Origin of the sequence: Brevibacillus fluminis (assembly GCF_052072235.1) — a bacterium.
GTDB classification, from domain to species: domain Bacteria; phylum Bacillota; class Bacilli; order Brevibacillales; family Brevibacillaceae; genus Brevibacillus_D; species Brevibacillus_D fluminis_A.
In genome coordinates, this window is sequence record NZ_CM125436.1 from 4,795,001 (window position 1) to 4,821,630 (window position 26,630).

The 26,630-nt window shown below is 55.2% G+C and carries 26 protein-coding genes (1 of these 26 cut by a window edge); 2 read left to right on the plus strand and 24 right to left on the minus strand.

The genetic code is table 11. The features are described from left to right. The 10 genes from ACTID9_RS23555 to ACTID9_RS23600 all read right to left on the minus strand — a co-directional run. Positions 1-375: the 5' portion of a VOC family protein gene (locus ACTID9_RS23555; RefSeq protein WP_441067284.1), read on the minus strand. Its footprint begins 90 nt before the window's first position; the window shows 375 of its 465 coding nt (coding positions 1-375); the start codon lies at positions 373-375; the stop codon falls past the left edge of the window. A 54-nt stretch (positions 376-429) separates the two neighbouring features. Then, positions 430-1,113: a VOC family protein gene (locus ACTID9_RS23560; protein WP_441067285.1), complete on the minus strand. Its 684-nt coding sequence runs from the start codon at positions 1,111-1,113 to the stop codon at positions 430-432. 42 nt (positions 1,114-1,155) lie between these two features. Next, the gene (locus ACTID9_RS23565) at positions 1,156-1,692 is read right to left on the minus strand and encodes an NADPH-dependent FMN reductase (protein WP_441067286.1); all 537 of its coding nucleotides are present in this window, start codon (positions 1,690-1,692) and stop codon (positions 1,156-1,158) included. A 168-nt stretch (positions 1,693-1,860) separates the two neighbouring features. Further along, entirely contained in the window at positions 1,861-2,538 is a 678-nt protein-coding gene (locus tag ACTID9_RS23570; protein ID WP_441067287.1) for a response regulator, read from the minus strand. Positions 2,539-2,559: 21 nt separating this feature from the next. Further along, a complete protein-coding gene (locus ACTID9_RS23575) occupies positions 2,560-4,188 on the minus strand; it encodes a GAF domain-containing sensor histidine kinase (RefSeq protein ID WP_441067288.1) in 1,629 nt (542 codons plus the stop codon). A gap of 175 nt (positions 4,189-4,363) precedes the next feature. Next, positions 4,364-5,950 carry an amidohydrolase gene (locus ACTID9_RS23580; RefSeq protein ID WP_441067289.1) on the minus strand — a complete coding sequence of 529 codons (1,587 nt, stop codon included), beginning with the start codon at positions 5,948-5,950 and terminating at the stop codon, positions 4,364-4,366. Between the two features lie 137 nt (positions 5,951-6,087). Further along, complete coding sequence (locus ACTID9_RS23585; protein WP_441067290.1) at positions 6,088-6,498, minus strand: cupin domain-containing protein; 411 nt, start codon at positions 6,496-6,498, stop codon at positions 6,088-6,090. A gap of 1 nt (position 6,499) precedes the next feature. Further along, entirely contained in the window at positions 6,500-7,333 is an 834-nt protein-coding gene (locus ACTID9_RS23590) for a phosphoenolpyruvate hydrolase family protein (RefSeq protein ID WP_441067291.1), read from the minus strand. A 34-nt stretch (positions 7,334-7,367) separates the two neighbouring features. Then, a complete protein-coding gene (locus ACTID9_RS23595; RefSeq protein ID WP_441067292.1) occupies positions 7,368-8,606 on the minus strand; it encodes a Tm-1-like ATP-binding domain-containing protein in 1,239 nt (412 codons plus the stop codon). Positions 8,607-8,795: 189 nt separating this feature from the next. Then, the gene (locus tag ACTID9_RS23600) at positions 8,796-10,631 is read right to left on the minus strand and encodes a phosphoenolpyruvate hydrolase family protein (protein WP_441067293.1); all 1,836 of its coding nucleotides are present in this window, start codon (positions 10,629-10,631) and stop codon (positions 8,796-8,798) included. 591 nt (positions 10,632-11,222) lie between these two features. On the opposite strand from ACTID9_RS23600, the gene ACTID9_RS23605 reads away from it, so the two are divergent. After that, positions 11,223-12,026: an MBL fold metallo-hydrolase gene (locus ACTID9_RS23605; protein ID WP_441067294.1), complete on the plus strand. Its 804-nt coding sequence runs from the start codon at positions 11,223-11,225 to the stop codon at positions 12,024-12,026. A 93-nt stretch (positions 12,027-12,119) separates the two neighbouring features. On the opposite strand, the gene ACTID9_RS23610 is transcribed toward ACTID9_RS23605, so the two are convergent. The 11 genes from ACTID9_RS23610 to ACTID9_RS23660 form a co-directional block, all read right to left on the minus strand. Beyond that, complete coding sequence (locus ACTID9_RS23610; RefSeq protein ID WP_441067295.1) at positions 12,120-12,242, minus strand: hypothetical protein; 123 nt, start codon at positions 12,240-12,242, stop codon at positions 12,120-12,122. 66 nt (positions 12,243-12,308) lie between these two features. After that, positions 12,309-13,115: a hypothetical protein gene (locus tag ACTID9_RS23615; protein ID WP_441067296.1), complete on the minus strand. Its 807-nt coding sequence runs from the start codon at positions 13,113-13,115 to the stop codon at positions 12,309-12,311. A gap of 75 nt (positions 13,116-13,190) precedes the next feature. Next, the gene (locus ACTID9_RS23620; RefSeq protein ID WP_441067297.1) at positions 13,191-13,529 is read right to left on the minus strand and encodes an NTF2-like N-terminal transpeptidase domain-containing protein; all 339 of its coding nucleotides are present in this window, start codon (positions 13,527-13,529) and stop codon (positions 13,191-13,193) included. A 167-nt stretch (positions 13,530-13,696) separates the two neighbouring features. Continuing rightward, the gene (locus ACTID9_RS23625; RefSeq protein WP_441067298.1) at positions 13,697-14,125 is read right to left on the minus strand and encodes a lysostaphin resistance A-like protein; all 429 of its coding nucleotides are present in this window, start codon (positions 14,123-14,125) and stop codon (positions 13,697-13,699) included. Between the two features lie 193 nt (positions 14,126-14,318). Next, positions 14,319-14,849, minus strand: coding sequence for a cysteine hydrolase family protein (locus ACTID9_RS23630; RefSeq protein WP_441067299.1), 531 nt, complete (start codon positions 14,847-14,849; stop codon positions 14,319-14,321). Positions 14,850-14,904: 55 nt separating this feature from the next. Further along, a complete protein-coding gene (locus ACTID9_RS23635) occupies positions 14,905-15,807 on the minus strand; it encodes a VanZ family protein (RefSeq protein WP_441067300.1) in 903 nt (300 codons plus the stop codon). A gap of 28 nt (positions 15,808-15,835) precedes the next feature. Continuing rightward, complete coding sequence (locus ACTID9_RS23640; protein WP_441067301.1) at positions 15,836-16,420, minus strand: hypothetical protein; 585 nt, start codon at positions 16,418-16,420, stop codon at positions 15,836-15,838. 278 nt (positions 16,421-16,698) lie between these two features. Further along, complete coding sequence (locus ACTID9_RS23645) at positions 16,699-17,385, minus strand: FHA domain-containing protein (RefSeq protein ID WP_441067302.1); 687 nt, start codon at positions 17,383-17,385, stop codon at positions 16,699-16,701. Between the two features lie 167 nt (positions 17,386-17,552). Continuing rightward, the gene (locus ACTID9_RS23650) at positions 17,553-18,428 is read right to left on the minus strand and encodes a GNAT family N-acetyltransferase (RefSeq protein WP_441067303.1); all 876 of its coding nucleotides are present in this window, start codon (positions 18,426-18,428) and stop codon (positions 17,553-17,555) included. A 31-nt stretch (positions 18,429-18,459) separates the two neighbouring features. Then, on the minus strand, positions 18,460-19,941 hold the full coding sequence (locus ACTID9_RS23655; protein WP_441067304.1) for an amino acid permease: 1,482 nt from the start codon (positions 19,939-19,941) through the stop codon (positions 18,460-18,462). A 63-nt stretch (positions 19,942-20,004) separates the two neighbouring features. Next, the gene (locus ACTID9_RS23660; protein WP_441067305.1) at positions 20,005-20,865 is read right to left on the minus strand and encodes a MurR/RpiR family transcriptional regulator; all 861 of its coding nucleotides are present in this window, start codon (positions 20,863-20,865) and stop codon (positions 20,005-20,007) included. A 456-nt stretch (positions 20,866-21,321) separates the two neighbouring features. Between ACTID9_RS23660 and ACTID9_RS23665 the strand changes: the two genes are divergently transcribed. Next, on the plus strand, positions 21,322-21,849 hold the full coding sequence (locus ACTID9_RS23665; RefSeq protein ID WP_441067306.1) for an RNA polymerase subunit sigma: 528 nt from the start codon (positions 21,322-21,324) through the stop codon (positions 21,847-21,849). 46 nt (positions 21,850-21,895) lie between these two features. Here ACTID9_RS23665 and ACTID9_RS23670 read toward each other — a convergent pair whose 3' ends face one another. The 3 genes from ACTID9_RS23670 to ACTID9_RS23680 form a co-directional block, all read right to left on the minus strand. Beyond that, positions 21,896-23,680 (minus strand): hypothetical protein, encoded by a 1,785-nt coding sequence (locus tag ACTID9_RS23670; RefSeq protein WP_441067307.1) that lies wholly within the window; start codon positions 23,678-23,680, stop codon positions 21,896-21,898. Positions 23,681-24,004: 324 nt separating this feature from the next. Then, complete coding sequence (glsA, locus tag ACTID9_RS23675; protein WP_441067308.1) at positions 24,005-24,937, minus strand: glutaminase A; 933 nt, start codon at positions 24,935-24,937, stop codon at positions 24,005-24,007. Between the two features lie 30 nt (positions 24,938-24,967). Continuing rightward, positions 24,968-26,629, minus strand: coding sequence for an acetolactate synthase large subunit (locus ACTID9_RS23680; RefSeq protein ID WP_441067310.1), 1,662 nt, complete (start codon positions 26,627-26,629; stop codon positions 24,968-24,970). Between the last annotated feature and the right edge of the window lies 1 nt (position 26,630).

Below are 26,630 nucleotides of genomic sequence, written 5' to 3' on the forward strand. Positions count from 1 at the left end.
CATTTCCAGCTGATGCCCGTCAGGATCGGCAAAATAAAGCGAGACGGCCGGCATGAACGCGAAGACGTACAGCTCGCTCGCAGGACCATCGTAAAAATTCCGGACCTCAATGCCCTTCTCCTGCAAAAAAGCCCGGGCATTCCCCATCTGCTCACAGGAAATCCGGAAAGCGAAATGCTGCCGCTGCACCAGAGAGGTCGGATAATCCTCCCGAATCCCGAGCATGGCCTTCCCCTCCTTGCCGATCCAATAAAAACGCGAGCGGCGCTTTTCATCGGCATGAAGCAGCTGCAAGCCCAGCACATTTTCATAAAAAGCAGCCGAACGTTCCAAATTTGCCACATTGAGATGCGTTTCAAACAAACCATCGATCATCGTTACTGCCCCTCTCGCTGCGGGAATGCTTTTCGCCACAGGGGACGGCTGCTTTCACACATACCCATCCGCCGCAATCATATGAAACTCATAGCCGCGCAGATGAACATCCTGGTCCCGATTGCCGTGAATGGTCACTTCGGCGGGGTGAAAACGCGCTTGCACATCACTCATGAACCAGGTTCGCCCGAACGCAACCAAAATCAGCAGCCCATCCTCATCCCCCATCGGCGTAAAGGAAGCGGTCGGCCCGCGCCACGGTCCGATCCCGAGCCCGATCCCCAAATCTTCCACCGTGCCCAACACATCCTCCACAGGGAGCCCGATTTCGCTGACGCAGAGGAAATCGCGGCTGCTGAAAGGAATGTCGGTCGCGTTTTCCAGGTTGTGCCGCGCGATCAGCTCGATCAGATTGCCGGCCGCATCTGTAAAGTAGAGCGAATGCGCGTTCCACGACTCGAAATAAATGAGCGGGTCCTCTTCATGCAAAACCAGCTCCACCCGCTGGGACAGCCATTCCCGCGCTTCCTCGATCTTGTTTTCCGGAATGTTGAAAGCCATATGGTAAAAGGGACGGCTCTGATCCCGGACAGCCGCGAACCGCAGCGCCGTCCAGCCGACGGTGACTGTGAACGAATCGGCCTCTTCCGCAAGCAGCTCCAGCTCCATCACGTTTGTATAAAACTGCTTCGCCGGCTCCAAACGATCGGTGTACAGCGTCAATTCGGTGATTTTCATCTTTTCCGTCCCCCTTCATTGTGTCTGGCTTTCCGCCATTCTTTACTTCGCAGCCAAAAGGCGGCTGATGCGAATCAGTTCTTCCGCCATCCCGTTGATTCGCTCCTGCGCATCGTAATCCGTCACCTTTTGCTGATCATTGAAATGATGCGGATCAGCCACGAATTGATCCGGAAGCACCAGTGCATAGACCCCGCGCATCACCGTGCGCAGATTGTTCAAGGCGTTGATGCCGCCCTTTCCGCCGCCAGCCGCAGCGGCGATCAGCGTCGGCTTGTTGCGGAACTGCCGCGAGCCCAAAAAATCCAGCGCATTTTTCAGCGCCCCGCTCATCCCGTTGTGATATTCCGGCGTGCAGATGACAAAGCCGTCCGCTTCCTGCGCCAGCGATTGCAGCGCTTTGACCGATGTCAGCTCATATTGTTCGTCGCTTCCGTTATAGACCGGGAGTACATGTTCACCCAGGTCAAAAAACGTCACGTTGATATCGTTCTTATTCAGCGCCTGCTCAAATGTCCGCGCCAATCCGCGCGTCCGCGATCCTTGTGTAGCTCCACCATTCAAAATGACAATGTTCATGGGAATACCTCCGTCGATTTGCTTATTGTGTTTGTTTTATCCTTGTTTGTGACTTTATTGTATCGCCGCACGCCATCCGCTACCTCGGCTCACAGGTGTATCTTTTGACAAAAAAAGCCCGCCTGATGAGGCGGACTGGTCGTACGACTTATGGAGTAGGTACTAGACTTACGCAGGATCGACATAGCCATGTTTGATCGCATAAAGAGCGGCTTGCGTCCGGTCGGAGAGATCAAGCTTGCCCAAAATGCTGCTGACATGCGTCTTGACGGTTTTTTCCGCGATAACCAGCACCGCGGCGATTTCTTTGTTGGAGCATCCTTGCGCGAGCAGACAAAGGACTTCTTTTTCACGCTTGGTAAGCGTCTCATGGTGCCTCTCGCCCGTTTGCACGGGGGCGGCGACCGGCGGCTGGTCAGCGGGAGCGGCCGTCACCTGGGCCATCAGCTTGGACGTGACATCCGGATGCAGCTGAATATTTCCGCTATACGACCCGCGAATCGCTTCGACGATCTGATCGGGTTTCATGTCTTTCATCAAGTATCCGACTGCACCTGCCTGCAGGGCCGGGAGCACATAATCCTGATCGGAAAAGCTGGTCAGCACCAAAATTTTGACGTCCGGATACGTTTTCTTGATGAGCCGCGTCGCCTCGATCCCATCCATCACCGGCATCACCATGTCCATCAGCACGACATCCGGCTGGCAGGACGCCACTTTTTCCAGCGCCTCCTTGCCGTTTTCCGCTTCACCGACAATCTCGAAATCTTTTTGCATGCTGAGGAAAAATTGCAGGCCGCGCAGCACGACCGCATGATCATCGACCAACAAGATTTTTATTTTCATGAACCTTCACCTCTCCGCCGTCTACCAACAAGTAGGGATCAGCACCTGGACAACCGTCCCTTTTCCCGGCTTGCTTTCGATCGAAAACAGGCCGCCGAGCATCTCCGCGCGCTCACGCATGCTGATCAGTCCAAGCGAGTTCAGCTTCTGCCCCGCTTGCTGGGAAAAGCCGGCGCCACCATCGCTTACCCGAAGCAGCACTTCGCGCTTGGTCACTTTCAAATATACTTGCACTTCTGTTACTTTGGCATGTTTTGCCACATTATTCAAGGACTCCTGCCCGATGCGCAGCAGCGTCTCCTCGATCGCCCGCGGCAGTTCGTTGAAGCCATCCAATTGATCGCGGACGATGATGCCGAGCTTTTGCCCGTACAGCTTCAACGCGGTGAGCAGCCCTTCCTCGAGGCCCGCGGGCCGCAGCTGCCAAATCAGCGCGCGCATCTCCTTCAACGAATCCTCCGTCAACCGCTGAATCTCGCGGAGTGAGTTGTGCATGAGATCGTCCTGCTCGCCGTCGAGAATGCCTTCCATCCCCCGTGTCATGAGCGACAGGGAAAACAGGTTTTGGCACACGGAGTCATGCAGGTCGCGCGCCAGCCGATTCCGTTCCTCGAGCTTGCTCAATTCCCGGCGCTGCTGGTTTAGGCGGGCGTTTTCCATCGAGATGGAAATATGATCCGCAAGCGATTGCAGCACCTCCAGATCGGTTTCGTCAAAATCGCTTGCCTTCTGGCTGGTAACCAACAGACATGCCGGCGTCTGCCCGCGCAGCCGGATCGGAACCGCCGCCGCTGAACGAAACGGCGCGATTCCAGCCGCTGGCAGCGACAGCTCCTGGTCCGCTTCCGCCTCGACCCGGCGCACCTTGCCTTTTTTCATCGCTTCGGCGACCGGGCCGCTCTCGGCTGCTGTGACCGCTTTCCATTCGCTCTTGACCGATTCGCCTTGATACAGCGCCCGCAGCGACATCGCCTTGCCTTCCTTCAAGAAAAAGGCGGCTGCGGCCCACGGAAAATGCTTGCCGATTTGCTGGACGGCGGTACAGGGGATTTTTTGCAGTTCGGTTACCGCTCCGATCGCCTTGCTTGCGTCCCCCAGCTTGGCGTACAGCTCCGCCCGCTTTTGCTCGGCATGGAACAGCTTGGTCCGTTTCAGCGCGGTCCCGATCTGATAAGCGACCGCCGTCAACAGGGCGAGTTCCTCATCGGAAAAGTGCTCTTTGCCCGGCGCCGCCACATTCAGCAGGCCGAACCATTCTTCCCCCGCTTTCAGCGGAACGGTCGCGTGGTGGTAAATGCCCTCGGTATCGCCCCATTTGTATTCGATCGCATTTTCGATCCGCTTGCAGTTGATGATGTTGACGGCATTGTGCAGGCGGCCGCCCCAATACTTGTCGACACACCAGCAGCTGCCGGTGCACATCGGCTCCTTCTCGCCCCAGGAAAGCGCCGGGGGCAGGCGATGATCGACCACGCACGTAAAGCCCGGCTCTTTTTCCATCAAAAAAATCCAGCCTGTCGTAAGCCCCGTCACTTCAAGCAGCTTTCGCAGCACCGCATCGAGCATATGGTTGGTGTCGTTCGTAATGTTGAGCGTCACCGCGATTTCTTTCAGCGCAGCCAATTCATCCACGCGCTTGCCATCCGTCATGCGCATCCGTCCTCCCGTTCGTATCTCGTGGCTCTAGCGTAAACGACCGGAACGGCGGAAACAAGGGGGGAACGGGCAAAACTGCACACACGCGGTCGATCCCGCGATAGCGCGCAAAAAAGACGCTCCATGCAGAGCGTCATCGTCCGTAACTGCCTTGCGATCGTCGATGCGCTTATTTCGCGTAGCATACCTTTCCGCCGATAATCGTCATGCTGATCCCGGTCGAAAGCAGCGCATCCGGCTCGACCGTGAACAAGTCCTGTGAATAGACGGTCATGTCCGCCAGCATGCCGCGCGAAAGCGTCCCTTTGTGCTGCTCCTCGTTGGTAGCCATCGCGCCGCCCACCGTAAACAGGCGAATCGCCTCCGCCATCGACAGCTTCTGCTCCGGATAGTAGCCGCCATGCGTCTCGCCAGGAGCTTTCCGCGTGACCGCAGCATGGAGGCCCAAAAGCGGATCGAGCGGCTCCACTGGGGCATCAGAGCCACCGGCGCAGTGAATCCCCGCGTCGATCATCGTTTTCCAGCTGTAGGAATGGCGAATCCGCTCCTTGCCGACACGCTCCTCCACCCAAGGGAAATCCGAGGCGACGAAGCGCGGCTGAATATCGACGATTTTGCTGTCGTCCTTCAAGGCGGTAAGCTGGTCCGGCCGAAGAATTTGCGTATGGATGATCCGGTCGCGATACGGGACGGTCGGGAATTGCCGCAGCCCGTCGAGCACCATATCCAGCGCCTTGTCGCCGATCGTATGGACCGCAATCGTCATGTTCAGGCTGCGCGCCTCGCGCATGATGGCGAGCAGCTCTTCCTGCGAATGGATCGGCATCCCGCTCGTCGTCGGATCATCCGCATAAGGCGCGGACAAGTAAGCGGTTCTTCTGCCCAAAGCGCCGTCTGCAAACAGCTTCACCGCCCCGATCGACAGGTTGTGGTTGCCGAATCCGGTCCGCAGGTGACTTTCCCGAATGCTTGGCAGATGCGGGTAATAGAGCAGCAGGTTGCAGCGCAAACCCAATCCTTCTTCATTCAACAGCTCGTCATAAATCCGGTACGTCTGGTCCAATCCGCCGAGATCGCGCAAGTCCTCTGTGTGCGCGCCGGTGAGCCCGTGCTGCATCGCATACTGGATCGCCTTTCTCGTCTGTTCCTTCAATTGAGCATAACCCGGCTCCGGAATGTGTTTTTTGACGACGTTCGCCGCCGTTTCCAGCAAAAGCCCTGTCAATTCCTCATCCGCTCCGATCAAGCCTGCCGCTATCGCATCCGCGCGGGTTTCGATCCCGGCGAGCCGCAGCGCCTTGCTGTTGACCAGCACGGCATGACCGCACACCCGGTTGAGAAAAATCGGGCAATGCGGCGCGACCGCATCCAGTTCTTCGCGGGTCGGGATGCCGCCCTGGACAAACTGGTTTTCGTCCCAGCCCTTCCCGATCAGCCATTCATCAGCCGTTTTTTCGCTTGCCGCCCGCTTGATGGTTGCCAGCATCTCGTCTTTGGATGTCGTTTTGTTCAAATCGAGCTGGAGAAAGGTGGACCCGAGCCAGCCCAGATGCAGGTGGCTGTCGATCAGGCCCGGCGTCGCCAATTTTCCTTGCAAATCCACATATTTAGCGTCATGACGCCCCCATTGCAGCTGCATGTCGGCGTGCGAACCGAGGTCGACGATCCGCCCATCCCGCGCCACGATCGCCTCCACATAGGGGTGCGCCGGGTCTTGGGTGTAGATGCGGCCATTGGTAAAAATCGTTGTCGTCATGTCTGGTATCGCTCCTTTTTATCGTCGTCCCAACTCCTTCCACGCGAAAGGGCGGCACTCCTTTTTCGTTTCAACTGGAATTCTGTCCAGCAAAAAACCCCGGGGCAGCCTCTGACGCCCGGGGTTTCTCTATCGCTTTATATGCGCTCGTATTTCTGCACCGCACCGGCAGGCACTTCCTTGAAATCCGGCAAGGTGGTCAGCCCTTTCTCCGCGCCGCCCGGATTATAGAACGCGAGCAGCCGCAGAGGCTCCCAGCCCGTGTTGTGCGTGGAGTGGTAAACCCCTGTCGGGATGTAGAGCATGTCGCCCGCTTTGACCGGAAACGGCTCCTCATCCCCGATCATTTGCACACCCTCCCCGGACAAAATATACAGAATCTCCTCTGCATCCGGATGATTGTGCCGATCATGCCCCTCTTCCGGCAGCAGGATCACCTCGCCGCACGTCACCTTCGCACCCGGTGTCTGCTCCGGCGTGACGAACCATTTGATCATGCCCCAATTGAACGTATGTGTCGGGATTTCTTTCGGATCGATTTGCTTCACGTTATTCGCCTCCATGTGAAATCGCTTTGAATTTCCGCATATTTTCCGTGATGGCAACCTCTGTCGGCAGCCGCTCCATGCTGGATGCGCCGAAAAATCCGACGATGCCATTGGTGTTATCGAGCACATACGCGGCGTCATCCGGCTCGGCGATCGGTCCGCCGTGGCAGAGCACGATGATGTCGGGGTTCACTTCTTTCGCCGCATCGTGCATCTCCTGAACGAGCGCAGCCGCTTCATCGATGGTCAGCGCCGTTTTCGCCCCGATCGTACCGGAGGTGGTCAAGCCGACGTGCGGCACCAGAATGTCGGCCCCTGCCTCTGCCATCTTGCGCGCCTGCTCGGCATCGAACACGTACGGCGCGGTCAGCAGCCCCAGTTCATGTGCCTGGCGGATCATCTCCACCTCCAGATCATAGCCCATGCCGGTCTCCTCCAGATTGGCGCGGAACGTGCCGTCAAACAATCCGACGGTCGGGAAGTTTTGCACGCCGGTAAAGCCCATTTCCTTCAGCTGCTTTAAAAACACAGGCATCAGCCGGAACGGATCGGTGCCGCATACCCCTGCCAGCACCGGCGTGTTTTTGACGATCGGCAGCACCTCGCCCGCCATCTCCACGACGATCTGATTGGCGTCGCCATACGGCAAAAGCCCTGCCAGCGAGCCGCGGCCCGCCATCCGGTAGCGCCCGGAATTGTAGATGATGATCAGGTCCGCTCCGCCCGCCTCGGCCGATTTGGCCGACAGTCCGGTGCCCGCACCCGCGCCGATAATCGGATTCCCCGCTTTGATTTCCTCCTGCAGACGTGCCAATGCTTCTTCTCTTGTCATCATGCGATCCTCTCCTACCATTCTCCGTTGTGTTCTTTTATCTGTTGTTCAGCCACGCTTGATATTGTTCATGGAACCGCTGCGCCATCGCTATGGCGAAAGCGGGATCGTTAATATCCGTATCCAGCTCCAAAATTTCGACGATGTGTGGATTGACGTTTTGCCGCAGCGCCTCGATCAGCGCTTCATCAGCGGCCTGGTCATGGAAAAATTGCCCTTCCTTGGACAGCACCGATACGCCCCGCAGCGGGATGAACAGGCTGACCGGACCTGTCGCCTGGTTCAGCTTGGCCGCGATCCGGCGCCCCAATTCCGCGCATTCCTCCGGTGTCGTGCGCATTAAGGTGACTGTCGCATTGTGCTCATACAGCCGTCTGTCTGCAAACCGTTCCGGCACCGTATCGCGCGGCCCAAAGTTCACCATGTCAAGCGCCCCCAGCGATACCACCTGCGGAATACCCACCTCTCCTGCCGCATTGAGCCGGGTCGGGCCAGCCGTCAACACACCGCCGACCAAATCGTCCGCAAGCTCCGTCGTTGTCAGGTCAAAGGACCCGGTGATAAAGCCGTCCCGGATCAGCGTTTCCATCGATTGCCCGCCCGTTCCGGTAGCGTGGAACACGAGAATTTCGTAATCAAGCTCCTCCAAATGCTTGCGTGCCGTCTCGACAGCCGGAGTCGTCACGCCGAACATCGTCGCCCCGATCAGCGGCTTGCTCGCCGACATGTCTGGAACAGCCGCTTTCGCCATCCCGGCGATGGCCGCTGCGGCATTGGAAAGGATGCGTGCGGAAATTTGGTTGATTCCGGCGACATCGACGACCGAATACATCATCGTGATGTCGACCGCCCCGACATACGCGCGGGTGTCTCCCGATGCCATCGTGGACACGATCAGCTTCGGCACGCCGACCGGCAGCTGGCGCATCGCATGGGAAACGACAGCTGTGCCGCCCGAGCCGCCGAGTCCTAAAATCGCTTGCAGCCGGTTTTGCTCATACAGCTCTTTGACGATGGCAGCGGCGCCTTCGGCCATCGCCTTCATCGCCGCTCCGCGATCGCCTGAAGCGATCAGCCGATCGACCTGATGACCAGCAGCTGCCGCGACCGCTTCGCGCATCACATCCGGTTGGACGACAGGCTCGCCAAGTACACCGATGTCCACCAAAATGGTTTCGACGCCATGCTCTTGCTGTAAGCGCTCACAAATGTAGCCGTACTCGATCCCTTTCGTATCAAGCGTGCCAAGCAATACAACTGTTGGCTTTTGTCCCATAGATTCCACTTTCCCTCCTTCAACGCTCTGATTCACAGCCTATTTCGAGCAAGTTCCTTGCCAATCATTTCAGCCCGGTTTGATCAGGGTATCGCAACGGTTGTGGGAAATTTTTTTCTCACGACGCCGCAAAACAGTGAGAAAAAAATTCCCAAATCAGGTAACGGGAAAAATAGTTCACGTTCTCTCTCATTTGGGAATCGGCGTAATGTTGTATTTTTTCATTTTGTTAAAAAGCGTTCTTCGCGTAAAACCGAGCGTTTCCGCCGTGCGCGTCCGGTTCCAGTCCAGCTTTTGCAGCGTCTGTTCGATCAGTTCCTTTTCAAACGATTCCACCGAGCGGCTGACCCATTGACTCTCCACATGACTGGTCCCGCGTGTGTCGCCAACGGTCGGCAAGCTGGCTTCCCTGATCGGCGCGGGCAAGTCTTTCCACTCGATGCGGCTACCATTGCACAAAATCGAGGCCCGCTCCAGCACGTGCTCCAGTTCCCGCACATTGCCCGGCCAATCATAGGCGAGCAAGGCATCGAAAGCAGCCGGCGTCAGCCCGCCGATGTCGCAGGCGAATTTTTCGTTGATCTTTTTCAGGAAGTGATTGACCATGAGCGGAATGTCTTCCTTCAGCTCGCGAAGCGGGATCGTCTGAATCGCGATCACGTTCAGGCGATAGTACAAGTCTTCGCGGAATTTGCCCTCCTGCACCGCTTTGTACAAATCCACATTGGTCGCGCACAGAATCCGCGTGTCGACTTTGATCGTTTTGGTGCCGCCGACCCGCTCGAATTCCTGATGCTGGATCGCGCGCAGCACCTTCGCTTGCGTCGCCAGACTCATCTCGCCGATCTCATCTAAGAACAGCGTTCCTTGATGCGCCAGCTCAAAACGGCCGATCCGCTGCTGCGTCGCGCCGGTGAATGAGCCTTTTTCATGGCCGAACAGCTCGCTTTCCAGCAAACTGTCCGGCAATGAAGCGCAATTGACCCGCACGAAAGCGTGCTTGTAGCGGTCGCTGTTGTAATGGATGGAGCGCACGATCAGCTCTTTGCCCGTTCCGCTCTCGCCTTGGACCAGGACGTTGACGTTTTTGTTCGCCACCTTGCGCACGATCTCATAAATCTCCTGCATCGCGCGGCTTTGCCCGACGATCTCGTCGAACCGCATTTTTTTGAGCAGCTCCTGCTTCAAATAGCGGTTCTCCGCCGACAGCCCGTCCCCATGCTTGAACTGGCCGATCACGCCCTTGATGCTCTCTTCCGTCGGGATGCGCTCGAAGGTGGAGCCGCCGATCACGCCGACTGCGCTCGTTTCGCGGTAAAAAGTGCGCGCCTGCTCCGGATACACGATCGGTCCGCCGTACACCATATGCAGGCAATCCGGGTTCACGTCCTGTGCCGCTTGAAAAATCCGGGTGGCAAGCTGGACGGCTTCCGGAATCGTGATGCCGCTCTTGATCCCGGTTCCTCCCCCGATCGTCCAGCCAAAGTGGGCGCAGACCACATCCACCTGCGCTGCCGCCATCGCCCGCGCCTGCTCCTCATTGAATACGAAGCCGATCGTGAACAGCCCCTGCTGTGACGCTTTGGCGAGGAACTCCACTTCCTTGGCGAAGCCGAATCCCTCTTCTTCCAGCGCGATCCGCATGGTCCCGTCGATCAGGCCGACCGTCGGAAAGTTGTTGACGCCGCAAAAGCCGGTCGCCTTGATTTTGTCGATCAGCGCTTGCGGGTCGATCGTCGGATCGGTGGCACAAACGCCGTAAATGACCGGCGTCTCCCCCGCATGCGGCAAAATTTCGCGGTAACCGGTTTTCAGCACCATTTCGTTGCTATTGGCAAATGGAAGCAGGGAGCCTAACGTGGACACGCCCGCGTTCCGGAATAATCCTGCGTTTAAGACGAGCAAAAAATCGGCCCCGCCTGCCACGGCTTGCTTTGCGGAAAAGCCGGAGCCGGTTGCGACGCCGATCAAGGGTTTTTTGGTGTTCAGGCTGTCAATGAGCGATGCGCGGAGCTTTTCTTTCATTCGTTGAGCGGCCTCCCCTCTGTTTGTTTCCACAAGTGTAGCAAGAATTTACCTGTGGGAAAATAGTTTGGTGGAGGCGAGGGGATTTGGGAAAAAAGCTCGGCGCTGCGCTCTTGTCCTTGCCCACTGGGGGTCGGGGTGTCCGGCGCAAACCAAAAACGAAAACCGCGCCCCAAAGCCACACGCTGCGCGGCGGGTGTATCTCAGGGATGATGTGAGGCGCGAAAGCCGTTTTCGTTTTTGGTTTGCGCCTTTGTTGGCAATGACAAAGGCTCCGCGGCGATCTTTTTTCCCAAATCCCTGGCTGTTGGATTGTCACTGAAAATTTACTGCTAAATAGAAGACAATAAAACTATCAAATTGACCCAATGAGAGAAGAGAGGGGAAAAACCATGAACAAATTCGGCATGAATGTCAAATTCACGGCCCAACCGGGGCAGTCGCCTTCATAGCCCGGCCGGAGCAAGCCGCGCTCAGGCAAACTATAAGAGCTTCCCAAATGACTGAATCGTTCATATGGTTTATAATGAAAGAACTACATTATTATCGCCGGATTTATGCATGATGCCGAAAAATGGAGGCTTTCTTTATATGATTACGTTCCATACCTATGAAAACGTCACGTGTGTCGAAGGCAAAGTGTCGATCGGCGGTAAAGATTCTTCCGTTTATCTTTATCTCGTGGATGGACTGCTGATCGATACCGGGGCGAAGATTCTCGAAAACGAGCTGATTTCGTTTTATGAAGCCGCTTCCTTCGAGCAGGTGGTATTGACGCACGGGCACGAGGATCATGTCGGCACGGCGGCATGGATCGAGCGGAACCGGAACGTGCCGATTCTGATTCACGAAAACGGGATTGTCCCTTGCTCCCAGCCCGCCAACTACCGCAAATACCGGCAGGACACATGGGGCATCCGCGAACCGTTCACTGCGCAGCGTTTGGGCGATTCGGTTGAAACCGGGTCGTACCGGTGGAACGTCATCTACACCCCCGGCCACGCCGATGATCATGTCGCCCTGTATAATGAAGCGAACGGACTGCTGTTTTCCGGCGACCTGTATCTCATCCCCAAAACAAAGCTGATCATGCACGACGAATCGATCCCGCAGATCATCGCGTCGATCCGCACGCTGCTCGCCTATGATTTTCAGGCGATGTTTTGCAGCCATGCCGGTTACCTTGCCAACGGCCGCTTGATGCTTACCGCCAAGCTTGACTATTTGGAAAACCTGTCCGGCGACATTTTGCATCTGTACCGGCTGGGGCTGACACCGGAGGAAATCGATGCCAAGCTGTTCCCGAACCGGTACCCGATCGTGGAAGTGTCGGAGCGGGAGTTCGATTCCCGCCATATCGTGCAATCCGTCATCACGGCAGCTCTCCAAGCATAGCGGCCCTTCCTTGCATGTTAGAAAACCTGGCTACGCCAAGCTTTTTGGCGGGGCCGCGGTTGCACTTATACTGGATAAGAAATTTATACATTCTTATCTGTACAAGGAAAAAGAGGCGAGATCATCCGCCTCTTCGCCTAACTCGTATCGCTCCCTGTCCGCCCATCGATTTTCTGCCTCCATGCCGCCGCCATTGTGCTGTGCCGCTGTTTCCATCCACCGTATCGAATGCTCATGTGCTCACGTCCTTTCATCGTTTGGCTTGAAGCTGCAAGCCGACTGTTAACACCTGCCTGATCTTGGGATCGAGGTAATGGCTCCCGGTACCCGCGCCTTGTGTCCGGTGCCATGCGGATTTTCGCTCAGTTGCTTCCATTGCGCGGCAGTCATGCCTTGCACGCACGCGTTGGGATCATAAGACAGCGTGCTGACCAACGCCAGTACCTCGCCTGTTTTCGGATCGAGCGCCGACGCCGCTCCCTCATCTTGTTTCATCTGTTCATAGATCGTCTGCTGCAGCGCCGCATCGACCGTCAGCGCAATCGTTTTGCCGTTTGTCGCAGGCTTTTTTGCGATGACTTTTTTCAACGCGCCGCCGGCATCGGTAATTTTGATGATGCCGCCAGCCGCTCCCCGCAGTTCCCCCTCAGACAGTTGCTCCAGTCCTGCTTTGCCGATCAGATCGGATGGCTTGTAGCCTTTCTCCTTGAGCGCTTCCCACTTTTTTTGGTCGATCGGGCCGACATAGCCGACCAAATGCGCAAACGCCTCTTTGAACGGGTGATACCGGACTTCCTTTTTGCGCAGCGTGACCCCGTTTACATTCACTAAAAGCTCAAGCCGTGCGTCCTCTTCCGACAGCGTTGCCAGCCGGACAGGCGAGTCGGGATTGGCTGATGACGCTTGCAAAATCGAGGCCAAGGCCTCCGACGTCGTCGCGAGTACATGCAGCAGCTTCTGCTGATCTCCCTGCGGCGCCGTCTGCCAGTCGCGCGGGACAATGCACACATCCACGACCACGTTGTCGGTTGCCAAATGATGACCGCCTCGATCCAGAATCGCCCCGCGCTTCGGCGCAAACGTACTCACCCGCACCTTGTCCCCCTCCGCCATCTCCGGAAAAATGAAGGTCGGGTTCCAGGCCACATACCAGCCTTGATGCGCTTACGTTTCTTCCTTCACCATCGCAACGCTCCCCTTGAAGCTGATCGGCGGAAAAACCGGTTTTATTTTCACATGGTCAGCTTCAATGCCCGCAAAAATGCTGCGATATTTGCTGACGAACTGTTCTTTTGTCACACGAGCTTGCGCAGCGGAAGAAAGCTGTCCGTACCTCACATCGAACTGTTGGTTCTCCCGGCTTGCGATATAGGTTTGAAAAGCGGCCAGCGCGCGCTTCTCCTCCGCGTGGGGATCAGCGGTCGCCCCGTTGCCAAAGATGAGGAAAATCCCCGCAGCACCGGCCACCAATGTAATTCCGACAAACATCCACACTTTCTTCACGACAATTTCCCCTTCCCACTGACAACGATACGCCAGCGGAAGCTGTGAATATATGGGAGAATCCTCACGCATCGGTTACAAATTGATGATAACTTTTTGAATTTTCTATCTAAACAGGACAAAAAAACAGCCGCCACGACGTTTGCCGGAAGGCTGTTTGTACGGGTTTAGGCGGCCCTAAGGTAAATCAGCAAGTTATAAACCGTATGGACAATCGTCGATGACCAAAGCGAATTCGTGCGTTTCACAAGTAACGACAGACCGTATCCGACCAAAAAGACGGTGGCCCCATTGCCGATGAGTTTGGGAAGGGAAGCTCCGCCTTGTACCAGCCAAATCGGGAGATGGATGGAGACAAACAAGAGGGAAGCAAGCAGATTCGCCTTAATGAACGTCAGCGAGGAAGAGAGCTTTTGAAGAAGAAACCCGCGAAAGAGAACTTCTTCCGGAATCGCAAACAAAAGCGTCGTAAGCCAGCGCCACCCCAAATCAAAATGAAAGGAGCCCTGAAAAAAATACGTCAGTCCCGCTTCAATGACAACGATCATGGAGCTTATGATTACGCCCCACTTTACTCCAACTGCCGCATTTCTCACTCCAATCTCGCACCACGGATGCCGGATTTGATCGATCCGAGTCAAGTAAAAGTAGACTGGAACGATCCAAATCACATATTTGGCAATAAGGGCAATGGGGGGAGGGAAGGGATAAAGCTGAAACAGGATTTCCTTCGCTGTCCAGATTAAGTACAAACAAATGAAAAAAGCACCAAGACGATACCGATCTCGATTAAACAAAAAGCTCATCAGACCCTTTCACAAAAACCCGGTTCTTCTCTGTCCCAAACCAGTTCAAAACCGCATTGTGGTGCGCAATGATTTGTTCCGCTGACAAGACGGGGCTGTCGAATGTGGAATGGCAATCAGCCACGAGTGTCACGTCGTAGCCGGACGTAACCGCACGCCTGCACGTGGTGTCGATGCAATATTCGGTTTGCAGACCGACAATGACCAGATGACGGGTTCCCCGGGCCTCCAGTTCATCGCGCAAGGTGGTCTCAAAAAAAGAATCGCAGGCAGACTTGCGGATGACAGGTTCTCCTTCTTGTGGGGGAATCCCGTGATGAATTTCCCAAGTTGGCGTCCCGATCGCAAACTCGCCCTCGCTCTCGCAATGCTGAACATACAGGACCGGAATTTGCAGCGCCCGGGCACGCGTGGCCAGCTTTTCGATTCGCTCGACCAAGGCTTGTCCTTGAAAAGCATGCTCGATTAGAAATTCTTGTGCATCGATGATGAGCAGCGCAGTTTGTGTATTCATTCGAAAACCACCCTTCCCTTTTCCTTCCATCAGGAAAAAGTGTACCATCCTTCCGTCACTCCCACCAGTGCTTCTGTTCACTGATCCCCACGTCCCACAGCTTCGCGTTCCCAGAGATGGCAATCGTAATTTCGTTGGCAGCGGGCAGCGGCATTACGATTGCTTCCGCCCCTTGCGCATACTGTTCATTGAGCTGGGCAAACCCAATTCCGTCCACCTCTATTGTCACTTCCCCTTTGCTGCCCGCCTGATCCGGAATGCCGTAAACGGAATAAAACGTGACGTCGGTTTTGTTCCCGAGATAATAGGTATAGGTTTTCTTTTGTTCTCCCTGGCTGCTGTAAACGTTCCATTTCGGTTCGATTTTTTGACCTTGTACCGTGAAGCTCGCCAGATTAACCGTCACGGGTTCACTTCCGGTCGCTTCCTTCCATTCCGACAAGGCGCGAATCGGCCCTTCCCTTTTTACTAAGGCCTCAGACATAACCATGACGCCAAACAACAGCGCGACAGCCGTGAGAGCCGCAGCCCAAACCTTTTTCAACGACAAATCTCCAGCGAATCCCACACGATAAACGGCGTATCCAATCGCTGCCCCGATTGTATTGGAAATCACATCATCCACATCAAACGAGCCGAGACGGGTTATCGCCTGCAGCGTTTCCAAAACAAGAATCGCCGCCATAAATCCCGTGATGAAGCGCCAAAATCGGGTGCGATACAGCATGGGAATCAGCACGCCGAAAGGAAGAAAGGCAGCGATGTTGCCAAAATCGAAGAGCCAGAAAAAAGAAAGCTCGGGAAATTTGAGCGGGACTTTCTCGGGAACCAGCATAAAGACGTACTCGTCAAAATCGGAATGACGCAACCGGTTGAAGGCAAAAAACATAAAATACAAAATCAAGAGCGAATACAAAACGGTGCCTGCCAAAACAAGCTTCCGTGCTTTCGTTTCCATCCTCATGCATCTCCCTATTGGTTCTATTTTAGGAAGACGGAAACGACAAGCAATTCGTAACATAATGCCAGCTCGCCGCAAACACCAAACACCCGATCACCACGATGACGAGACCGGCCAGGATCGCCCGCTTCCACATGCTCCGGCCTTCTCCTTGAAAAACAAACATGCGCAGCGCAATCGCATAAAGAGGGAACAATACCGTTCCTGTCGCAATCGTGCTGAAGCGAAACTTCATCTCCCCCGCTGATAACGGGATCATCGCCTGCGGGTCTTGCTGAGGATTGAACAGGATCAACCCGGCGACGAGCGGAATCGTGGCGAACGCCATTTTCCAATAAAACCATCTGCCGCCATGCTGTGTGACCATCCACCAAAACACGTACCACACAAACGCATAACCGACAAAAATCACACTCCAGCTGATGTATGATGCAAGATCCGAAGCTTGCGCCGGGAAAGCAAACCCGTGCGCGGTCAATTGGCCGCAGAACAACCACAGGATGAATTGCAGGACGACCGCCGCTCCAAGGACGATCAGCTGAAAAACGCTGCATGCCACATTCTTCAGCACAAAGGCTGCGCCTACAGCTGCCTTCTCTCTCCAATCCACTTCCTCCACCGCCTTTCCCTTTATCGTCGCTTTACCTTCGATACGAACCAGACCAAACCTTGTTACAGCAGCACGGTGCAGATTTTTGCCGAAGTAAGAAAAACTTCTTTCAGAAGTCCTTTCAAGAAGCTGGTTCTTCGGTCAAAGGAAGTTTTTACCGATGCTTATGCTGGAAGTAACGCTGAGGTACTCCGTCTTCCGCTCCAGAATTTATAAGCGCGAGCACTTATAAATTCTTGTACGATCAAAAAAAGAAGGTGATCGCCACCTTCCTCCTTTTACATTTCCAACCGATACCCATAGCGGGGAATCGTCATGATTTGCTCGCCATACGGCCCCAGCTTTCTGCGCAGCCGATAGACCAGCGCGTTGATTTCCGAACGGCCCACATCCGGAATCGTCGTTTCGGAAAAAGAGAGGCGCTCCGGCCAGATGTGCACCATGACCTCCTCATAGCTAACAGCCTGATTGGCCCGCTGATACAGGAGCACAAGCAGGTCCATGTCTTTTCCTGAAAGCGGAATCCGTTTGCCGTCCAGGCGGACCTCGCGCCTTTCAATATGTATATCCAACCCTGTCAGGAGCGATTCTTTCACTGTAACAGACAGCGGCAGCTCTCTGGTCGCATCCAGCTCGTCCTGCTCGATGATAAACACCAGTTCCGCCACGCCCTTCGCCAAGCTGATCCGATCTCCGTGGCGCAGCACCACCGCCTCCTCACAGACCGCATTTCCGTTCACTTCCGTGCCATGCTTGCTGGACAGGTCTGCGATTTCATACCGATCGCCGACCTTGCGAAACGCCGCATGCATCCTTGAGATATAGGGACTGGAAAAAGCGATGTCCGGTTGAACGCCGTTCCCCTGACGGCCGATGGTAAGCTCGCTTTTGGTCAAATATTTGCGGGCATGCAGCTGGCTCGGGTCCCCTTTTTTGATCAACACGTACACTCCGTCACCCAACATAACCTTGTATCACCTCGTTCAAAGTGGGGCTCCCCGTTATTATACGTGCAGGAAAAGAGGGAAAGTCAACAAGAAAACGGCAGGCCGCGTCACTTCCCTGAGCGCCAAATGAAAAAACCTCCTCTGCGTTTTTCCGCAAAAGGAGGCCTCCTGTCTCTCGACTACCCTTATACCCCGGCTGTGCGTTCCATTTTCCGCCGCAGCTGATAAAAATGCACCGGCACCGCCGCATCCGGATTTTTCACGAATCCTGCCACTTCATACCCTTGCTCGAAAGACGCCATGAACACGTCGCGCGTATGCAAGCGCCAAGCAAGTGCCAATTCGCGATCCTTTTCCTTCAACTGCTGGAAGCCGGACGGGATCGGCACATAAAACGGCTCGCCAACGAGTGTCGACTGATCATCCCGCTTCTGCGGGACTGGCAAACCGTCTTCGTTGAAGCGCCACGCGAGCAGCGAGCGCTCGTGCACAGCGGGCATCTCCTCCACAGAAACGGCTGTCGGGGTCGCAGGCTTGTCATCCGCGATCCACCACTCCACCAAAAACCGGTCGGACGGCAAGCCGCTGTTGAGCAAATCCCCCATCTCGCCATAGCAGTTGATGATGTTTTGGGAACAGACGCCGCCGAGCTTGGCGATGTTGAGATAGCCGTTGACCGACTCGAGCGGATCGTACGTCCACGTAATCAGCTTGTACCCCTTTTTCAGCGCTTCTTCCCGCTGCGCCTGCTTGAGCCGTTCCCCGATCTTTTTGCTGCGATATGCCGCATCGATGCCCAGCTCGTGTGAACAGAGGTAGACGCGCTCGCCGTCATAGCCGGCAAAGCTGTATTGGAACCCCACCAGCTCTTCCCCGATGTATGCGCCGAGCACAAGTCCGCCGTTTTTGCAGGCGGTCAAGGTTTGATGCGTCGGGATCGCGTCGTTCTCGCCCCATATGCGCGCACCGAGCTTCCGCACCTCTTCCAGCTCCGGCACTGTGTGCAGCGAACGAATGATGAGGTCTGTCTGCGAATCGGTCTGTTTCATCTGTGACAACATTCCTTTCTCCCCCAAGCCGATGCCCACACCGCTATTCGTCTTGGTCAAAATTGCAGTCTTTTAACGAGACGACTTTTGTCTTCTTGACGATCTTATACCCCACCAATAATAACAGGAACAGCGGCAAACCGATATAGGAGACCATTACACCGTTCCAGTCGATCGACTCTCCGAGAAACGCGCTGTAGTTTTGTCCCAAAACGGCGACCATACAGAGCACGAAAGCAAAGATCGGCCCGAACGGGAACCATTTTGCCCGATACGGCAATTCGCTCAAATCGCGGCCTTGGGCGATGAAAGCCTTGCGGAAACGGTAGTGGCTGATGGCGATCCCCAGCCATGCGATGAAGCCCGACAAGCCCGACGCATTGATCAGCCACATGTACACCTTGCCGTCTCCGAACAGGGACGTGAGGAAGGCTGCCATCCCGATGAGCGTCGTCGCGAGCAGCGCATTGACCGGAATGCCGCGGCTGTTGACTTTGGTTAAAAACTTTGGCGCTTTTCCTTCCTTGGCCATCACCCACAGCATGCGGGTCGCGGCATACATGCCGGAGTTGCCCGCCGACAGCACCGAGGTCAAAATGACCGCGTTCATGACCGATGCGGCGAAGGCGAACCCTGCTTTTTGGAAAACCAGCGTGAACGGGCTGACAGAAATGTTCTCGATATCCGATTGCAGCAGTTTCGGATCGTTGTAAGGAATGAGGAAGCTGATGATAACGATGGCAAACACGTAAAACAGCAAAATACGCCAAAACACTTGCTTGACCGCTTTCGGCAGGCTCTTTTTCGGGTCCTCGCTCTCCCCCGCTGTAATCCCGACAAGCTCTGTTCCCTGGAACGCAAAACCTGCAATCATGAATACGCCGAGGAATGACATGAAGCCGCCGGCAAACGGCGCGTCACCCGTTGTGAAATTGTCAAAGCCGACATGGTCGCTGCCCATCACCCCGATGATGATCAGCACACCCACCACCAAAAAGATGATGATTGTTGCGACCTTGATGAACGCAAACCAGTATTCCGACTCCCCGTATCCTTTTACCGAGATGATGTTCAGCAAAAACAGGAGTACCAAAAATCCGCCGCTCCATAATATCGACGGCACATCAGGAAGCCAGTATTTCATGATGATCGCTCCGGCCGAAATCTCCAGCGCAATGGTGATCGCCCAGTTGTACCAATAATTCCAGCCGAGCGAAAAGCCGAGGGCCGGATCGACGAATTTGGAGGCATAGGTGCTAAACGAGCCGGTCACCGGCATGAAGGTGGCCATTTCCCCCAAGCTGGTCATGAGGAAGAATACCATCAAGCCGCTGAGAATATAAGCCGTGAGCGCCCCGCCGGGTCCAGCCTGATTGATTGCGGCGCCGCTCGCCAGAAAGAGACCTGTGCCGATGGCCCCGCCGATGGCGATCATGGATAAATGTCTTGTGCGAAGTCCCCGATGCAAGTGCTGCTGTGAAGGCGAATTTGTTTTAGGTGGAGTTGATAATGGAGAATGAGCCATAGGATACACCTCTTCGCATCGTTAGTTTCCAATCATGTAAGGGCTTACAATTTCGTGTGACACTCACTCGACAAACACGTGATAGGCGGAATAAAGCTGCTCCAAATCATGCTGGCGGGCTTTGATCCGGTCCGCGTCGCGCTCGTTGATTCCCATGACGATCAAGTCAAGGAGGCTGATGATCAAGGAGATGGAGTTGCATCCCGATTCGACGTTTTCCTCCGTCGTAAGCGTGATGTCGGAGATGCGCCCGATCGGCGAGAGCATCCGGTCCGTCACGGAGATCACCTTGATTCCCCGCTGTTTGGCGCATTCTGCTAGCTGCAGCGATTCTCGGGCATAGCGCGGAAACGAGATGACGAACAGCACCGCGTCCTGTTTCAGATCGCTGAATCTTTCGAAAACATCGCTGGCCGGCGGACAAAGAATCACATTTTCCCGCAGCGTGCTGAGCGTGTACGAAAACCAGTACGCCGCCGCATGCGAGGTTCGCGCACCTGCGATCATAATCTGGCTCGCCTTGATCAAGGCATCGACCACATCCCACACCTTCTGGACATCCAGCTGATGCAAGATTTGTCCCAACAGATCCCGTTCCTTCTCGATGACTTTCGCGAACGGGTTCGCCTCATGTCTGCTTTCGGCCGCATATTCCGCGTGGCTCGCCTGATACGCGTTTTGATTGTGCTGCAAGAGATGGCGCTGAATCTTCTCCTGCATTTCCGAAAACCCGCTGAAGCCGAGCGCGTACGCCAAACGGATCACCGTCGTCTCGCTTGCGCCTGCTTTTTGCCCGATTTGAAATGCCTTGCTGAGCGCCGCTTCCTCCGGATTTTGCACCATGTACTCGGCGATTTTTTTCTGTCCTGCCGAGAGTCCGTTGAACTTTTCTTTCACCCGCTGCTCGAATGTGAGATTCTCCATGAACCCACCTCGCTTTTGATGAAGTTAAATCGGCATTTTTTCCATTCGACGAAATTACAACTTCATCATCAGTTATACCACACGGGTTTTCAAAAATAAATATTATTCAGAATTTTATTTCCTGCATGCAATCCCCCTGTTTGTTCTCTCTCTTTTTTTGTATGTACCCTCGTTTTTCTTTGCAAGCTTTGTACCAAAAACGATTTGCGGCAAAACCTGCGTCTCTGCTGCTGCCTGGTTCTCTATCCGAACCGAATCCGATTCACCGTTCCGCAAAAAATCGCGGCAAATCCGCATCAAATCAACTGAATTGATTTCACTTCACCCGCTGACAAAATCGATTCGCCCCTGATCAGGACGGCGGTTTCAAAACTTGCGGAAACGACTGCATGAATGATTACGTCAATACGAATAAGTGAACGCAAGAAAGCAGAAGGGTGAAGGGAGTCGTTGTATGTGAAACGAAAAATCGCGTTATTATCCGCTGCCATTTCTTTGGCGCTTACCGGTTGTTACGGGAACGAAAGTGCTTCAACAGCGCCAATGGCAAGTCCAGCTTCAAAGCCTGCCCCATCAGATGGTGTTACGTTATCCGCCAAAGAACAAGAGGCATACGCCAGCTTTCAGAAAAACCTGGATGATACACAATTAATCGGGCTGGAGCCTCTGAGTATCGCCAAGCTGTATGTGCAAGCAAGGTTGGACCAAAAACATGATGTTGTTTATGCCCTCTATACCGGCAAAAACGGGTATGTACAATGGACAAAGGAAGAGGATGAAAAAATTCCCGACTCGGATCGGGGATCGACGGAGCAAATCCGCAAAAACTTCCACAATATTGAGAGCGGGAAATTCATCCAGACAAGCGATTTTGAAGGCTATATCGAGTATCAACCGGGCGAGGATGCAGCAACCAAGTCCGGTTTTAAAATGATCAAGGATGATGATGGCATTTGGAAGGTTGCCTTTCAGCCGCTCCAATGACGATACCCCCCACCAATCAATGGCGGGGGGTATGTCTGTGCAAAAATCACAGCTTGTTTTTCGGTACACCGCTGATCGGTTCTCCCAGCAATGGCGTCGACAGCACATAGATGCCGTGATTGGAGAATGCCCAGACCAGGTTGCGGTCCCATTCGACGAAAATGCTGTGCACCGGATTGGACGATTCGCTCGGACGCGTCGTTTTGCCGTCTTCATTCGGGATTTCCCCATACATTTTCGGCACAAAGTAAGCGGCGATCGTCGGCTTTTTCGGGTCCTTCAGGTCAAAAATCTGCACGCCTGCATTGTAGAACGTGTATGGCATATACTGCTGGTTCGGCGTGCCCGGCTGGATGGCCGCATAGCCGCTGCGCTTCGGCCCGAAGCTGCCACGGCGCTGGCAATAATCGGTGAACGGCGCCTCTGCCGGCGGTGTCGGGCGCGGCAGAGCGTAGGCGATCTTCGGATTTTTCGGATCGCGGACGTCGATTGCATAAATGTGCTTATACGGCTCGTGGCAGTCCTCGCCAAGCGGATAGCCGCTGTAGTAAACCATGCCCGTCGTTTCCACTTTGGTCACATCGATGTTGTCGCCCTCGGTGCCGCTTACGCTCATCGGCATTTCGAGGTGGGATACGGTTTTCATGTTGGCCGGGTCGGAAATATCGACGACATAAAAGCCGAGTCCCCCCATCGCCGCATAGCCGTATTTGCCGCCCTGCTCGACCGGTTTCGGGATGAACAGCGGCATGCGCGCGCCCATCCAGCTCGTCTTGTTGCCGGCACGCGGATTTTTGTTGTATTCCGCCTCCTCCCCTTTGCGCTGGCCGGGTGCCCACCAGACAGACAGCCGCTTCGGCTTGGTCGGGTCGGAAATGTCATAGGCGATTTGCGCATTCGAGTACAAATAGCTCTTGTATTCGTTGTTCGCAAAGCTATCGTCCGGCGCGCCGGCAACGAACAAATACTTGTCGCCCCAATAAACAGGCACATCGACGGAGCCGGAGCCTTGCTGCGGCTGGTCTTTCGCTTTGGCTTTGCTGTCGAGCGGCGTCTCGGACAGCACCTTCCATTCCGTCCACAGCGGACTTGTCACTTCATAGATACGGAAGCCGCGCAGCATTTTGCGGTCGCGAATCGCCTTGACCTCTTCCGGTGACGTATATTTATTTTCCAAAATGCCGTAGCGCGGCGTCTCATAGCCTTGCACGGCAATCAGCTTGCCGAGCGTCTTGTTGTATTTGACGTTGAACGGACCGAACTGGTTCAGCCCGCCATCGATCCCTTTGATGTTGAATTCTTTGTGGTCGATGCGCTTGACCTTTTTCGGGTCGGTGATATCGAATACGTTGTACATGTCGTTTTCATAGTCGTACAGATAGCGATGCCCGTTCAGATCGAACGTGGCTTGCCAGCTGTGTCCCCAACCGGCCACATACGGATAAAAAGCTTCCACCTTCATGTTTTTGCTGTATTGATTCATGTCGAGATACGGCAGACTGCCATTGAACGGCTGCGGCCCCTCGCCCGTATCCGGCGACATGGCCGGATGCGTGAATGCGCCGGTTCTGACATCGTAGCCCCATGTGCCTGGGACCGGCTCCGCCGGCTCGCCCGGCAGCAGCGTTTTCGGCTCTTGCGGATATGGCTCAGGCGCAGCGGGCGCATTCACGTTCAGTCCTGTTCGCGGCGCGACATATGTATCCGGGTCGGCGCCGGTCCCTGTGCCCGCAGCAAAGCTTACCGCCTCAGACGGCACATACAGTGCTCCAGCAGTGAGGACGGCAGCAAGAACACCGCCGAAAAACCGCTGCTTGTTTGCTTTTTTCATCCAATCCATTCCCCCCACATCAAACATTCTTTGGAAAATTATTTTTCTAAAAATTCCGTCACTTACATGTCTGTCGATCTCTTTTGGTTTTCCGTCTTCTCTGCTTTTTGTCTGGCTGTCTGTCGATCGCGCCATCGCAACCGCTTGCAAACAATTTCATGCTTTACAAACCATTCGTTCCGGAACTACACTAAGAGTACGATGTATGTGACATGATGTCAATATTTTAAGTTGAGAATTTTTAGAATTATTCGCTTGTTCTTTTTAGCAACATGCCCCCCGATTCGCCACGAGCAGCGATTCCGGAGGGCATTCCTGTTCATGTTACCATGCAAACAGATGCAAGCGAAATTCGTTCGACAACGTCTCCAAAATTTGCACGCCTGCGACACTGTTTCCGATTTTATCAATCGCAGGGCCAATCACGCCGATCCCCATTTTACCGGGGACCACGGCCATGATGCCTCCGCTCACGCCGCTTTTGGACGGAATGCCGACGCGGATGGCGTACTCGCCGGAAGCATTGTACATGCCGGACGTCATCATGATCGCGAGCAAAATCCGCACGATCTCCGGCTCGACCAGCGGAGCCGATTCACCCGCAATCCGCCCCCACCGAGCGAGAAACAGTCCGATTTTGGCCAAATCGCTGCAGTGAACCGTGATGGAACAAAGCCGAAAGTACAGGTCGAGCGCATCCTCCACATCCCCTTCGAGAATGCCGGTGCTTTTCATGAAATAGGCGAGCGAGCGGTTGCGATCGCCCGTCCTTTTTTCCGAGGCATACACGCTCTCATCCAAGGCGATCTGCTCGTTGCCGGTGATCCGGTTCAGCAATCGGCACACCCGTTGGAACCGTTCCCCCACATCGCTGCCGTCGATCAGCGAGGCAACCGCAATCGCCCCTGCATTGATCATCGGGTTGAGCGGTTTGTGCGAGTTCATCGTCTCCAGTTTGATAATCGAGTTGAACGGATCGCCGCTTGGCTCCATGCCGACTTTTGCAAACACTTTTTTCGGACCGTGATCCATGAGGGCGATCATCAGACTGATGACTTTGGAAATGCTTTGCATGGTAAACGCCGTGTCGCAGTCTCCGGCAGACACGATGCTGCCTGGCTGCGCCACCGTAACACCGAGGGCAGCCGGATCGGCATGACCCAGTTCGGGAATATAATCCGCTACCTTGCCTCCTGCCAGATACGGCCTGCATTCATCCACAATCCGCTGCAATTCGGCTTTGTCTGCCAGCATCATCTGCCACCCGCTTTCCTGTGAGCCGCATTCTTACTGCCTGCACACCAGTTTGCCCAAGTGCTTGCCGAGCTTCAAATTTTCCGCGGCGTCGATGGGGATCTCGACCAGCACCAGCTCGTTTCGTCCCATCGCTTGTTTCAGCGTTTCCTCCAGCTCGTCCGCATGATGGACACGCATGCCTGTGACCCCGAAGCTTTCCGCAAAACGGACAAAATCCGGGTTTTCAAAATCGACCCCGTAGCTTGCGTCAAAGCGGTTTTTCAGCTTCCATTCGATCAGACCGTATTTGGAATCGGTCAGCACAAGAATCGTGAACGCCAGCCCCAGCCGCTTGGCTGTCTCGATCTCCACGCCATTCATCAAGAAGCCGCCGTCGCCCGAAATGCAGACAACCGGATCATCGGGGCAAGCGAGCTTGGCGCCGATCGCCCCGGGAACGGCAATCCCCATCGTGGCAAACCCGTTCGAGATGATGACGCGGTTCGGGCGTTTCGGCTGATAGTTGCGGGCGATCCAAAGCTTGTGGGCGCCGACATCGGATAACACGATGGTGTTGTCCGGGGCGATTTTTTCCAGCGCATCCAAAAGCGCTCGCGGCTTGATCCGGCTTCGATCCTCCGCAGCGGAGCCATTTTCGCCTTCAGCGTGGTACTCAACCAGCTCACGCTTCAGTTTTTGCTGCAGCTCATCGCCGGGGCGCCATTCTTTCGTCCCTTGGAGATGGCTGGTCAAATACGTCAGCGTTGCTTTCAAATCGCCAACCAGTTCCGCCGCCACCGGGTAGTGCTCATCCACCTCGGCCGGGCACGTATCGATATGGATGATCGGGCGCGGGTTCGTTTCATTCCAGTAAATCGGCAAATACTCGACAAAGTCGTAGCCGACCGTCACGATCAGATCGGCCTCATGGATGCCGCACAGCACATAATCTTTCATCTGCAGTCCCACCGTGTACATATTCAACGGGTGGTCGGGCGGCAGGACGCCTTTTGCCATGAAGGTGTGTGTGACCGGAGCGCCAAGCGCCTCCGCCCATGCCTGCAGCTCGGCGGACGCCTGCTGGCGGATCACGCCGTTTCCCGCGATGATAAACGGCTTTTTGCTCTGTTGGATCAGCGCGAGCGCCTGCTTCATGCTCTCCTCGCTCGCGACCGATTGGGGCAGCGGCGTTTTGGGCAGCACGTTCGCGTCGACATCGTCCTCCGCCATATCTTCCGGCAGCTCGATATGGACCGCTCCCGGCTTTTCCAGTTCCGCCAGCTTGAACGCCTTGCGCACGATTTCCGGTATTGTCTGCGGCCGTTTGACCTGGATGGACCACTTCGTCACAGGCGCGAACATGGCGACGATATCGATGTATTGGTGCGATTCTTTATGCATCCGCTCCAGTCCCGCCTGTCCGGTAATCGCCACGACCGGCGCGTGATCGAGGTTGGCGTCGCCGATCCCGGTCAAGAGGTTGGTCGCTCCCGGTCCAAGCGTAGCCAGGCAAACGCCTGCCTTTCCCGTTAATCGCCCGTACACATCTGCCATAAAAGCCGCCCCTTGCTCATGCCTGACCGTCACAAACTCGATCTGCTCCGAGGCGGCCAACGAATGGACAAGATCGATATTCTCTTCCCCCGGGATGCCGAAAATATACCGGACTCCCTCATTCTCCAGACATTTGACCATCAAGTCCGTCGCTTTCATC